Source organism: Porcincola intestinalis, from assembly GCF_009696445.1.
In the GTDB taxonomy this organism is placed as follows: domain Bacteria; phylum Bacillota; class Clostridia; order Lachnospirales; family Lachnospiraceae; genus Porcincola; species Porcincola intestinalis.
Window position 1 is genome coordinate 30,537 of sequence record NZ_VULZ01000012.1, and the last position, 13,058, is coordinate 43,594.

Genomic DNA, 13,058 nt, shown 5'->3' on the forward strand with positions numbered 1-13,058 from the left:
GACGCCGGAGGCAGAACGCAGATAAGGCTTTGCAGGCGAATGGGGCAGAGGACGCTGACACAGCAGATGCCGCAGGCACCGTGTGCCCAGGAGGCAGAGTGCAGCCGAGGGTGCATGTGACCGGGGAAGCGCACCGTCAAAGCAGATGCCACAGGCACCGTGCGTTCAGGAGACGGAATGCAGCCGGGTTTGCCTGTGGATGGGCTGGCGGGACACTGATAAGACGGGGTGAGGGAATATGGGAAAGATTCTGGTAACACACTACAAGGTGCGGATCAACGATCCAGAGAACGCCCCGGAAAAGCCATTTTCGGTGGCTGTGCTGTCTGACATGCACAATGAGGTCTATCGCTCAGGCGTCATGCAGCTGATGGAGGCGATCAGAAATGAGCAGGTTTCAGCTGTTTTCTCGGTCGGCGATCTGCTGGTCGCGAAGGGGGAGCGGTGCGCCTGTGATGTCGCGCTTGATGTGCTCGGCCGGCTGACGGAGCTGTATCTGGTCTATGCGGTCAATGGCAACCACGAGGTCCGGATGCGGAACGTGCCTCAGTTCCGGGAGCAGTTTCTGGAATATGACCGCAGGGTCCGGGCGCTCGGCGTCACGATGGTCGACAACCTCCGTGTTCCGCTCCGGATAGGCGGCAGCCGGATTGGGCTTTATGGCCTGGAGATCGACAACGGCTATTACCGGAAAAACCTCCGGGAAGGGGAGTGCGAGCAGCCTTCGAAGGGAAGAAAACCTGCGCGGAAGCATTTCCTGACCGTGCAGGATATGGAAAAGCTGGTCGGAAAGCCGCAGCCGGGAGAGTATCACATCCTGCTTGCACACTTTCCGAGATATTTTCCGACCTACGCGGCCTGGGGCGCGGACCTGACGCTCTCCGGGCACAACCATGGCGGGATCATACGGCTGCCGGGCATCGGCGGGCTGGTCGGGCCGGATCCTGGTCTTTTCCCGAAATATGACCACGGGGAGTTTACCATCGATGGCCGGAAAATGATCGTCAGCGCAGGCCTCGGCACGCATACGATTGATCTGAGGATCAACAATCCTGCAGAGCTGGTGATCCTTGACTTTGTGGGAGCATAAGTAAAAGGAAGATTGAGGACAGGCCTGAGATCAACAGACCGGCGTGGCCGGGAATCCTTGGCTTTGTAGGAGCACAGAATGGCGATTGAGATCAAACTGCAGGCGTATGAGGGTCCGATGGATCTTCTGCTCCACCTGATCGATAAGAATAAAGTCAATATCTACGACATCCCGATCGCGCTGATTACGGAGCAGTATATGGCGTACTTGTCGACGATGCAGGCGCTGGAGCCGGAGCTGGACCGGATGAGCGAATTCCTCGTGATGGCGGCGGAACTGCTCGATATCAAGTCACGGATGCTGCTGCCGGCGGAGAAGAATGAGGAAGGCGAGGAGATCGATCCGAGAGACGAGCTGGTCCGTCAACTGATCGCCTACAAGACCTACAAGTATATGTCGCAGGAGCTGCGCGAGCGGGAGAAGGAAGCGGAGGGCACTTATTTTCGGAAGAAGCAGATTCCAAGGGAGGTCGCGGCTTACCGTCCGCCTGTCAGCGCAGACAAGATTCTGGATGATGCGAAGGTGACGCTGCCGGCCCTCTACAAGGTCTTTCAGGACGTCATGAAGCGGCGCGAGGACCTGCGGGATCCGATCCGCGCGGGGTTCGGCCGGATCGAAAAAGAGGAATTCAACACAAAAGAGACGATGCAGTATGTCGAGCATTTTATTGAAAACCGCCGGCACTGCACGTTCAGAAATCTCCTGATGCTCAGACCCGGAAAGACATATGTGGTGGTCTCCTTTCTGACAATCCTGGAGCTGATGAAGCGCGGACACATCTACGTCCGGCAGGATGAGAATTTCGGTGAGATTTACATTGAGGCAAATGACCGTTCCCAGTGGGCAGATCTGGACGCGGACGGGGAAGACGACGACTGGATAGAGGAGAAACCGGCAGATGAAGGAGCTTGAGAAACCTGGCAAGGCAGATGATTCACAGGCAGAGGAGAGCATGACGGCAGCCCCGGAGGGGGAAAAGGCCGGACCGGAGGAGACCGGCATGCCGTCGGAAGCCGGGGAGGTCAGATCCGATGTGGGAAGCACAGCCCCGGAAGACAGGAAGGATGAGCCCTCTGTGGAAACCCTCCGGGCGGAGATTGAGGCGATTCTCTTCTCGCTGGGAGAAAGTGTGGACATTGCCGTGATCGCGGATGCGGTAGGACTGAGCCGGGCTGAGACGGAGAAGGTCCTGAAGGATATGCAGCAGCGCTATGAGGCTGCAGACCGGGGCATCCGTTTGATCCGGCTTGAGGACCGTTATCAGCTTAGCACGAAGAAGGAGCTGTATCCGACGCTGATCAAGGTTGTCCGGCAGCCTCAGAAGACGACGCTGACCGATGTCCTGATGGAGACGCTGTCCATTGTTGCGTACAGGCAGCCGGTGACGAGAACGGAGATTGAGAAGATCAGGGGCGTCAAATGTGATCACGCCATCAACAAGCTTGTCGAGTATAATCTGATTCAGGAGGTCGGACGGCTGGATGCGCCCGGAAGGCCAATCCTGTTCGGAACGACAGAGGAATTTCTGCGGCACTTCGGGACCGATTCGGTCGATGATCTTCCGGCCATGAACCCTGTGAAGGTGGAAGATTTCAAGGCAGAAGCCGAGGAAGAGGCCAACGTAAGACTTGGAGTCTAGCGGACTTCAGGCGGACCGGATCAGCACCTGACCGGCCCGGTTAAGGGAATTTGTGGAAAGAGTGGAAACATGACGGCGAGAGAATTTTACGACATCCTTTCGGAGCTGAGAACAGACCGGGATCAGGAGCTGGTGACGGTCACCGGCGGAGAGAAGACCGGCTGGAAGCTGCTTCTGACAGACGGAAAGCCAGCAGCGGTATTTACTGCGGGCATCAGCGGCGCGGCGAAAGGGGCAGCGGCAACAGCAGTGGTCGGCAGCGGTTCGGCGAACGGGGCAGCGGCATCTGCAGCGGCCGGCAGCGGCGCAGCTAGTGAGGCAGCTGAATATACTGCTGGCGGCAGCGGCGCGGCAGGCGAGGCAGCAGCATCAAATGTGACGGATCTTCACAGGGACGGAATGGCAGCGGAACAGGAGGACCGGAACGCGGATCCAGAAATGCCTGCGAATGCCGTGGATATCCTCGCGCTTCCGACGCAGATGCTCTTCCGAGAAAAGCTCGGGCATCCGAAACACCTTGTAGTCTGCGGAGCCGGTTATGTCGGGCAGGGTGTCATCCGGCTGGGCAGATTTCTCGGATGGAGAGTGACGGCAATCGATGACCGGATTGATTTCTGCCGGCTGGCAGAGAAGGCCGGTGCAGATGAGACGATCGCGGACGACTTTACAGCGGCGCTCCGGTCTGAGGCCATTTCCTATGATCTGGATACCTACTTCGTGGTCGTGACACGCGGCCACCGGTTTGACAGGGAATGCCTTCTGGAAATCATGAGGCATGAGACCGGATATGTGGGCATGATGGGGTCCCGCGCCAGGTCTGCCCGGATGAAACAGACGCTCCTTGAGGAAGGCATTCCGGAGGAAATGCAGCAGCGGCTTCACGCACCGATTGGTCTGAAGATCGGGGCTCAGACACCTGAGGAAATTGCCATCTCGATCGTCTCGGAGATCCTGGCGGTCAGGCCGGACACGGCGAGGAACCAGATACCGGAGGATGTTCTGGAAGGGATCGCTTCAGGCGGTGAGGGGCGACAGGTGCTTGCAACCATTGTCTCCAGACGAGGCTCAACGCCCAGGCAGGCCGGCACCCGGATGCTGATCCGGAGAGACCGGACGACGGCCGGAACGATCGGCGGAGGCTGCATGGAGGCGGAGGTTATCCGCGAGGCACTGCAGCTGATGGCAGAGTCAAGGCTTGAGCGCAGCACTGCGGACACCTGCCCTTACAAGGCAGAGATCTTCCAGGTCGACCTGACCGGACGGACCGGCGCGCAGGCAGACATGCTCTGCGGAGGCGCGATGGACGTTCTGCTTGAGGTGCTGTGACACGGGACGAAGGGGCAGGCAGACATGCGCTGGCAACGGACGAACGGACTGAGATGCTGCGGCGCCGGGCGAAAAGCCGGGCGGGCATGTCGTTGGCACTGAATATCCGGACTGAGACGCTGCAACGCCAGTCGAAAATACATAGGCGTTATTCTTGAAAAAATAGAACGGAGACGTTATGGATCTTTTTCCGCTTTGGAACAGCCTGAGGATTGCAGCCTGCACAAGTGTGCTGGTTTTCTTTGCAGGAATCTGGGCAGCCTACGAGATTTCCCGCCTGCCATCCGCTCTGCGCGGACTTCTGGACACACTGCTCACGCTGCCGCTTGTCCTGCCGCCGACCGTCTGCGGCTTCTTTATCCTCCAGGTGTTCGGCATCCGGCATCCGCTGGGGCATTTCCTGGACGAAATGGGCGTCAGGCTTGTCATGAGCTGGCCGGGGGGCGTCCTGGCAGCCTTTGTGGTTTCATTTCCCCTGATGTACAGGACGGCGCGGGGGGCTTTTCAGAGCTTTGACAAAACCTGCCAGTGGAGCGCCCAGACGCTCGGCTTGTCTGACACGTACATCTTCTGGCACATCAGAATGCCAGTCTGCAGACAAGGGATCATTGCAGGAGCCGTCCTTTCCTTCGCGAGAGCGCTCGGAGAGTACGGGGCAACGTCCATGGTGATCGGCTACACGCCCGGGAAGACGGCTACCATTGCGACGACGGTCTACCAGCTCTGGCGGACGGGCGACAACGCAGGGGCGGCGGCCTGGGTGGCAATCAATCTTGTCCTGTCTGCTTGCGTGCTGATTGTGCTGAACCTGACGGAAGGCAGGAGAGGACAATGATCGACAGGTGTACTGTCCGAAGACGGCGCTAATCATGGAAGCGGAAGGAGTACTGTTTTGGACTTTTTGATTGATATTGAGATGAAGCTGAATACATTTCCGCTGCAGGTGAGGTTGGACTCGGCGGAAATGAACCCGGGCGGCGTGATCGGTCTTCTGGGGGCTTCGGGCAGTGGCAAGACGATGACCCTGCGCTGCGTTGCAGGGACAGCCGTGCCGGACAGGGGAAGAATCGTCATAAACGGGATGACCTTCTTTGACAGTGACCGAAAGATCAATCTCAGGCCGCAGCTTCGGAGAGTGGGCTATCTGTTCCAGAATTATGCCTTGTTCCCGAACATGACGGTTCGCCAGAACATCCGGTGCGGGATCCTTGGAGCGGCTCAGCAGGAGCGGCGGATCGAAGCGGGGAAGAAACAGCTAGATCAGGAAAACGGACGTGATACGCCACGCAAAAAATACAGGAAATGCGCATTATACACATCTAATCAGCAAAGAGAGAAGGGAATTTCCGAGATCATCGAGCGTATGCACCTGGAGGGACTGGAGGACCGGAGACCCTCCGAGCTGTCGGGCGGTCAGCAGCAGCGATGTGCGCTGGCGAGAATCCTGGTGGGAAATCCTCAGATCGTCCTGCTGGACGAGCCGTTTTCGGCGCTCGACGAATATCTTCGGGACGAGCTTCTGGAGGAGACAATGTCGGTGCTTTCAGAACGGCACATTCCGGTTTTCTTTGTCACGCACAGCAGGCAGGAGGCAAGGGCTGCCTGTACGGATCTCGCAATTATTCACAACGGAACGGTTCAGGAGACGGGCAAGGCAGGAGACATTTTCAGGCATCCGAGGACGGCGTGGGGGCGGATTCTGACCGGGACGGAGGGCAGGAAAGACCTTGATTTTCAGAGCTTAATCAAGTAATATGAGATTCGGCAGATTTTTGTGATGAGGGGGCAAAACTGCGCCTTCTGCGTCGCAGGAATTGATGAATAAAACGTTTTGTAACCAGTTGTATTTAGATGGAGGTCTTAGCATGAGCAATACAGCACAGAGCAGTGCGGCGAAAAGAATCGAAGCCCTGCTTGACGAAAACAGTTTCGTTGAAATCGGAAAGAGTGTGACTGCCCGCAGCACTGATTTCAACCTGACGGAAGACAAGACTCCTTCGGATGGTGTCATCACCGGTTATGGCCTGATTGACGATAACCTGGTCTATGTCTACAGCCAGGACGCGTCTGTCCTCGGCGGAACAATCGGTGAGATGCATGCGAAGAAGATCTGCCGCCTCTATGATTTTGCCATGAAGATGGGCGCACCGGTGATCGGGCTGATCGACTGCGCAGGCGTCCGGCTGCAGGAGTCAACGGATGCGCTGAATGCATTCGGCGAGCTGTACCGGAAGATGTCCCTGGCGAGCGGCGTGATCCCGCAGATTTCCGCAGTCCTCGGACAGTGCGGCGGCGGGCTGGCTGTGGCAGCGGGCCTGAGCGACTTTGTGTTCATGGACGGCAAGGCTGGAAAGCTTTTTGTGAATGCACCGAACGCGCTTGCAGGAAACAAGACAGAGGATACCGCATGCGCTGCGTTCCAGAGCGAGCATACCGGCCTGGTAGATTTTGTCGGTACGCCGGACGAGATCTTTGCACAGATTCGTGCGCTGGTTTCGATGCTCCCGGCGAACAACTCCGATGAAGCACCGCTCTCCGATGTTGCGGATGACCTGAACAGGGAGTGCACCGATATCGCGGGCGCTGCAGCGGATCCTGCAGTTGCGCTTTCACAGATTTCTGACGGCGGTGTCTTCTGCGAGGTCAAGGCTGCAGAGGCGAAGGAGATGGTCACCGGCTTCATCAAGCTGAACGGAACGACCGTCGGCGCGGTTGCAAACCGTACGGCAGCATACGATGCGGACGGAAAGCAGACGGCTGAGTTCAAGCCGGTCCTGACCGCGAAGGGCTGCGAGAAGGCAGCTTCCTTTGTGAACTTCTGCGATGCATACGACATCCCGGTCCTGACGCTGACGAATGCAGAGGGTTTCCTTGCAGACAAGCATAACGAGTACAGAATCGGCAAGGCAGCTGCAGCGCTCGTGACAGCATTTGCATCCGCTACAACCCCGAAGGTCAATGTGATTGTGGGCAATGCCTATGGCTCCGGCTTCACGATCATGAACAGCCAGGCGCTTGGCGCGGATGTCACCTTTGCATGGGACAGCGCGAAGGTCGGCACCATGGACGCAAAACTTGCGGCAGGGATCATGTACGATGGCAGCGATGCGGCTACCATCAATGAGAAGGCGGCAGAGTACGAGAAGAAGCAGAACAGCGTGGATGCGGCGGCTTCGCGCGGATACATCGATACCATCATCAGACCGGAAGATACCAGAAAGATGGCGATTGGTGCGTTCGAGATGCTCTATACAAAGAGAGAAGATCTTCCGGCAAGAAAACACGCAACTGTATAAGGAAGGGGCATGCAGATGAAGAAAAGATTAAGCGCGATTCTGCTTGCATGCGGACTTTCCGTCTCCATGCTTGGCGGAACCGCTTTTGCAGCGTCAGCCACAGCGAGCACCGAGACGGCGCTTGAGCAGGCGGCGACGGAAGCCGAGGCAGTGGAGAGCGAGCTTGCCAAAGATACCGGGGAGACCCAGCAGGAGACAACAGCGGTTGCTCAGCCTTCCGAGGTGACCGGGGACCGCAAGTATGAACAGCTTTACACAGCCATTGAACAGTCCATCGAACAGACACTGGCGCAGGTTTCGTCACTTTCTGATGACCAGATCGCACAGCTCAAGGATTCCGGCGATGAGTCAGCCACACGTCTGATCGCTTCCTGGGATCAGGTAAGAGAGCAGTGCGGCGCCTACCAGGGTGTTGATTCCTACACCGTCGCAGAGGATGGAACGAATGTTACCTTCACGGATCTTGTGAATTATGAGAAGGCAGCAGCTGACAAGTCGAAGGTAACTGTCACAGTTACAGTCGATATGAAAGCGCAGACGACAACCTACAACTGGAATGTCCAGGAGACCGTCGGGAAAGCCATCGAGAAGGCTGCGGAGAACACCGCTGTCGGACTAGTGAACGTCATGCTCATCCTCGTTCTCCTGACCCTTGTCATCGGCCTGTTCCGCTTTATTCCGAACGGAAGCAGGAAGAAGAAGGAGCTGGAGGCTGCTGAGGCAGCTGCGCCGGTTGGGACGGAGACTGCACAGGAGCCTGAGGAAGAAGAGGGCGCTGACGACGGTGAGATTGCCGCAGTCATTGCAGCGGCGGTTGCAGCGTATGAGAGCGAGAATGGAAAGGCACCGGCCGATGGCTTTGTCGTCCGTTCCATCAGAAGAAGAGGCAGAAAAAGCAGCTGGCAGAATGCCTGAGATGCAGCATCAATCACAATCTACAATCATTCAATAGGAGAAATTGAGATGAAGAACTATACCATCACCGTTAATGGCAATGTATATGATGTCACTGTTGAGGAGAACGGGGCTTCTGCAGCAGCACCGGCAGCGGCTCCGAAGACAGCACCGGCAGCAGCTCCGAAGGCGACGGCTCCGAAGGCAGCAGCTCCGAAGGCAGCTTCCGCAGGCGCAGGCTCCGTGAAGGTCAACGCTTCCGTTCCGGGCAAGGTGACGAAGGTCAACGCTTCCGTCGGACAGTCAGTCAAGCCGGGTGACGCAATCGTCACGCTCGAGGCTATGAAGATGGAGATCCCGGTCGTCGCTCCGCAGGCAGGCACAGTCGCTTCCATCGAAGTGGGTGTCGGAGATGCAGTTGAGAATGGCCAGCTCCTTGCGACCATGAACTGAGTTTTCCGCTGCCTGTGTCCTGAACGTTAGGAGGTTTACCTGATGGGTTCAATTATTTCAAATCTTCTGCATCAGACTGCGTTTTTCAATCTGACGTGGGGAAACTATGTGATGATTGGCGTGGCACTGGTTTTTCTGTACCTCGCGATCAAGCATGATTTTGAACCGCTCCTGCTGATCCCGATCGCCTTCGGTATGCTGCTTGTCAACATCTATCCGGATGTCATTGCGGCTCCGAGTGTCGATTCTCTCGGGATTGAACACGCAGGAGGGCTGTTCTACTATTTCTACCAGCTCGACGAATGGTCCATTCTTCCGTCCCTGATCTTCATGGGCGTCGGAGCGATGACCGACTTCGGTCCGCTGATCGCAAACCCGATTTCTTTCCTGATGGGTGCGGCAGCACAGCTGGGTATCTATGTTGCGTACTTCCTTGCAATCGCGATGGGATTCAACGGAAAGGCAGCAGCGGCGATCTCCATCATCGGCGGCGCTGACGGTCCGACTTCCATCTTCCTTGCAGGAAAGCTTGGACAGACAACGCTGATGGGACCGATCGCGGTTGCGGCATATTCCTATATGTCACTCGTCCCGATCATTCAGCCGCCGGTTATGAAGCTGTTCACAACCGAGAAGGATCGCAAGATCAAGATGGAGCAGCTCCGCCCGGTCAGCAAGCTGGAGAAGATCCTGTTCCCGATTGTCATCACGATCGTTGTCTGCCTGCTCCTTCCGACAACCGCTCCGCTGGTTGGTATGCTGATGCTCGGAAATCTCTTCCGTGAGTGCGGCGTTGTCAAGCAGCTGACGGAGACCGCTTCCAATGCGCTGATGTACATCGTTGTCATCCTTCTTGGAACGTCTGTCGGTGCTTCCACCTCCGCTGAGGCATTCCTGAATGCCAATACGCTGAAGATTGTCGTCCTTGGTCTGATCGCATTCATCTTCGGTACGGCCGGCGGTGTCTGGCTCGGCCAGCTTCTGAAGGTTGTCACGCACGGGAAGATCAATCCGCTGATCGGTTCGGCAGGTGTATCCGCTGTCCCGATGGCTGCCCGTGTTTCACAGAAGGTCGGCGCGCAGGCTGATCCGACGAACTTCCTTCTGATGCACGCGATGGGACCGAACGTGGCAGGTGTCATCGGTACCGCTGTCGCGGCTGGTACCTTCATGGCAATCTACGGCGTCTGATATTCGCCATTCAGCAATCAAAATATTCTTTGAAAGGATAAAACAATGGCAGATAAAACAGTGAAGAAGCCAATCAAGATTACTGAGACTGTCCTGCGTGACGCGCATCAGTCTCTGATTGCAACCCGTATGCCGACCGAGGAGATGCTCCCGATCATCGAGAAGATGGACAAGGTCGGATACCACTCCGTGGAGTGCTGGGGCGGTGCAACATTTGACGCCTCCCTTCGTTTCCTCCACGAGGATCCGTGGGAGAGGCTGAGAAAGCTTCGTGCAGGCTTCAAGAATACGAAGCTGCAGATGCTGTTCCGCGGACAGAACATCCTGGGATACAGCCCGTACTCGGATGATGTTGTTGAGTACTTTGTTCAGAAGTCCATCGCAAATGGAATCGATATCATCCGTATCTTCGACTGCCTGAATGATCTCCGCAACCTGAAGACAGCAGTCAAGGCGGCAAACAAGGAGAAGGGACACGCGCAGATTGCCCTGTCCTACACACTTGGCGATTCCTACACGATCGACTATTGGGTTGATCTTGCAAAGAGAATCGAGGACCTTGGCGCAGACTCCATCTGCATCAAGGATATGGCAGGTCTTCTTCTTCCGTACAAGGCAGTCGAGCTTGTCGGCGCTCTGAAGGAAGCAGTCGATATCCCGATTCAGCTGCACAGCCACTATACCTCCGGCGAGGCTTCCATGACTTACATGAAGGCGGTTGAGGCAGGCGTCGATGTCATCGATACCGCTATGTCGCCGTTCGCACTCGGAACCTCCCAGCCGGCAACCGAGGTTATGGTTGAGGCCTTCAGAGGAACGCCGTATGATTCCGGACTGGATCTGAAGCTTCTGTGCGAGATCGCAGATTACTTCCGTCCATATCGTGAGAAGTGCCTGAAGGATGGCCTGATGAACCCGAAGAATCTGGGTGTCAACATCAAGACGCTGCAGTACCAGGTACCGGGAGGCATGCTTTCTAACCTGACCTCTCAGCTCGCGAAGATGGGACAGGAGGACAAGTTCTACCAGGTGCTCGAGGAAGTGCCGCGCGTCAGAAAAGACTTCGGTGAGCCGCCGCTGGTTACCCCGTCCTCTCAGATTGTGGGAACCCAGGCTGTCATGAACGTCATCTCCGTCTCCAACGGCGGACAGCGCTACGACATGGTTCCGCAGCAGTCCAAGGATCTTCTGTGCGGCAAGTACGGCAAGACCGTCAAGCCGTTCAACAAGGAAGTTCAGAAGAAGTGCATCGGTGACGCGAAGGTAATCGACTATCGCCCGGCGGATGATCTTGAGCCGTCCCTTCCGAAGTACGAGAAGGAAGTCGCACAGTGGAAGCAGCAGGATGAGGATGTCCTCACCTATGCACTGTTCCCGCAGGTTGCAGTTGACTTCTTCAAGTATCGCCAGGCGCAGCAGACCGGTGTCGATCCGGCAGCCGGCGACAAGAAAGACAAAGCATACCCGGTATGATATAAGGACCCAGTCGCAGAATAAAAGCCAGGCGGCGTGCTCTGCACGCCGGACTGGCTTTTTTCTGGCGACGTCAAAATCATGAGCATGAAAGGCAGCTGAGCCACGCGAAGCTGCCGAAATGCGAATGATTTCAGCGAAAATCTTGAACATGAAAGGGTACTGATTGCATGGCGAAGGAGCGTTTCAGGGCGGTTGACCTTGCAAAGGGAATCGGCATCATTCTTGTCGTGCTTGGCCATTCCCTCAAGCAGACAGAAGTCGATGCAAAGTGGATCAGGGTGCTGGTGTGCCTGATCTACAGCTTTCACATGCCTCTCTTCTTTATGCTGTCCGGATTTCTTGCCCGGAAAATTCTGCGCATGGAAACCTACAAAGAGAGGTTTCTCTACATCAAGGACAGAGCTGTGCGCCTGCTTGTTCCGTATTTTGTGATCGGGGGTTGCTATATCCCGGTCAAGCTGAAGCTGAGTGCCTATGCGGTCAAACCGTTCACGCTGAGAGACAGCCTGAAGCTTCTCATCGGACAGAACCCGGATGTATCGCTCTGGTTTTTATATGTTCTGTTTGTCATCTCCGCCATCTGCGCGCTGTGTGTGAATGAGTGCAGCTTCCGTGACATTCTCTATGGATCGGCGGCCCTCTGTGCCGCGTCCTGGTGGGTGAATATCCCGATCAACACACCTAAATACCTGTTCTTTTTCCTCATAGGGATTTGGCTCAGGCTGAAATATGAGGATCTTCAGAAGGAAGGGAGCCGGTATCTCTTTGAAGGGCAGGGTCTTCCGGTCTTTTTTGCACTGATCCTGTTTCTTATATTCAATCGAATCTACTTTCATAACGGCGTCAACATCTTCAGACTTGGCAGCAGCGTATGCGGAATCTATGTGACGCCGTGGCTTTGTGAGGCTATGCTGAAGCGGGTGGATGGCAGCAGACTTGTGCACATCCTTGAAATGACCGGGCTGATGAGCATGGACATCTATATTCTGCACGAACCGATCATGACAGCTGCAAAGATTCTGTTCTGGAATAAACTTGCTCTGCCTTATCCGGCTGCGACCTTGTTCATCTTTCTGTTTGCAATGCTTCTGCCCTATCCGATTTCAAAGGGGATTGTGCGGAGGGTTCCGGTGTTGAAACTTCTCCTTTTCGGTGAGAAAAACCCTGACAGGAGGACCATGGATTGAGATCATACAGAAAAAGAAAGATGACATCGCGTGAGAAAATTGCGCTGATTACTTTTCTGACAAGCCTTGTGACCGGCCTGTGCGCCGTTTTTCTGCTGACCCGATCTGTCCGTCCGAGTGCCGGGAAACCCTACGAGATGCTGGAAGTGACGGATGCAAGAAAGTACATGAGCTATGAGAAAAATTACATGGTGATCGACGTCAGAGAACCGGAACTGTATTCAGCCGGACATCTTCAGAGGGCCGTGAATATCCCGTATTCAGAGCTTGTGAAGAAGGCACCGGCGATCCTGCGCGACAGCAATCAGTCCGTCTATGTCTATGGAAGTACGCTTGAGGAGAGCTGTGCAGCCGCACAGAAGCTTTCTGACATGGGATACAGCGGCGTCGCAGAGATCGGAAGCTATGCAGACTGGCAGAAAGATCTAATCGGGACGGAGACAGAGAGTCTGATGGGCGCGACAATCGAGTGAGCAGCCATATTTCAAGAGGGAGAGCAAAATGGT

At 55.9% G+C, this 13,058-nt stretch carries 13 protein-coding genes; all 13 read left to right on the plus strand.

The window, feature by feature from the left end; translation table 11 throughout:
- The first annotated feature begins 238 nt into the window (after window positions 1–238).
- Window positions 239–1,090 (plus strand): metallophosphoesterase, encoded by an 852-nt coding sequence (locus tag FYJ35_RS10755; RefSeq protein WP_154526401.1) that lies wholly within the window; start codon window positions 239–241, stop codon window positions 1,088–1,090.
- Between the two features lie 78 nt (window positions 1,091–1,168).
- Complete coding sequence (locus tag FYJ35_RS10760; protein ID WP_154526403.1) at window positions 1,169–2,002, plus strand: segregation and condensation protein A; 834 nt, start codon at window positions 1,169–1,171, stop codon at window positions 2,000–2,002.
- A gap of 40 nt (window positions 2,003–2,042) precedes the next feature.
- Window positions 2,043–2,729: an SMC-Scp complex subunit ScpB gene (gene scpB / locus FYJ35_RS10765; protein ID WP_408634791.1), complete on the plus strand. Its 687-nt coding sequence runs from the start codon at window positions 2,043–2,045 to the stop codon at window positions 2,727–2,729.
- 69 nt (window positions 2,730–2,798) lie between these two features.
- Window positions 2,799–4,055: an XdhC family protein gene (locus FYJ35_RS10770; RefSeq protein WP_154526405.1), complete on the plus strand. Its 1,257-nt coding sequence runs from the start codon at window positions 2,799–2,801 to the stop codon at window positions 4,053–4,055.
- Window positions 4,056–4,233: 178 nt separating this feature from the next.
- Window positions 4,234–4,890, plus strand: a complete 657-nt coding sequence (gene modB / locus FYJ35_RS10775; protein WP_154526407.1) for a molybdate ABC transporter permease subunit — start codon at window positions 4,234–4,236, stop codon at window positions 4,888–4,890.
- Between the two features lie 57 nt (window positions 4,891–4,947).
- A complete protein-coding gene (locus tag FYJ35_RS10780) occupies window positions 4,948–5,808 on the plus strand; it encodes a sulfate/molybdate ABC transporter ATP-binding protein (protein WP_154526409.1) in 861 nt (286 codons plus the stop codon).
- Window positions 5,809–5,920: 112 nt separating this feature from the next.
- Window positions 5,921–7,351 (plus strand): acyl-CoA carboxylase subunit beta, encoded by a 1,431-nt coding sequence (locus FYJ35_RS10785; protein WP_154526411.1) that lies wholly within the window; start codon window positions 5,921–5,923, stop codon window positions 7,349–7,351.
- 15 nt (window positions 7,352–7,366) lie between these two features.
- Window positions 7,367–8,266 (plus strand): OadG family transporter subunit, encoded by a 900-nt coding sequence (locus tag FYJ35_RS10790; RefSeq protein ID WP_205839812.1) that lies wholly within the window; start codon window positions 7,367–7,369, stop codon window positions 8,264–8,266.
- Between the two features lie 48 nt (window positions 8,267–8,314).
- On the plus strand, window positions 8,315–8,698 hold the full coding sequence (locus tag FYJ35_RS10795; protein ID WP_154526415.1) for a biotin/lipoyl-containing protein: 384 nt from the start codon (window positions 8,315–8,317) through the stop codon (window positions 8,696–8,698).
- A gap of 42 nt (window positions 8,699–8,740) precedes the next feature.
- Complete coding sequence (locus FYJ35_RS10800) at window positions 8,741–9,889, plus strand: sodium ion-translocating decarboxylase subunit beta (protein ID WP_154526417.1); 1,149 nt, start codon at window positions 8,741–8,743, stop codon at window positions 9,887–9,889.
- Between the two features lie 45 nt (window positions 9,890–9,934).
- Window positions 9,935–11,362, plus strand: coding sequence for an oxaloacetate decarboxylase subunit alpha (locus tag FYJ35_RS10805; RefSeq protein ID WP_154526419.1), 1,428 nt, complete (start codon window positions 9,935–9,937; stop codon window positions 11,360–11,362).
- Window positions 11,363–11,532: 170 nt separating this feature from the next.
- Complete coding sequence (locus tag FYJ35_RS10810; protein ID WP_154526421.1) at window positions 11,533–12,552, plus strand: acyltransferase family protein; 1,020 nt, start codon at window positions 11,533–11,535, stop codon at window positions 12,550–12,552.
- A complete protein-coding gene (locus tag FYJ35_RS10815; protein ID WP_154526423.1) occupies window positions 12,549–13,025 on the plus strand; it encodes a rhodanese-like domain-containing protein in 477 nt (158 codons plus the stop codon). The genes FYJ35_RS10810 and FYJ35_RS10815 overlap by 4 nt, the downstream gene beginning before the upstream one ends.
- Window positions 13,026–13,058 lie beyond the last annotated feature (33 nt).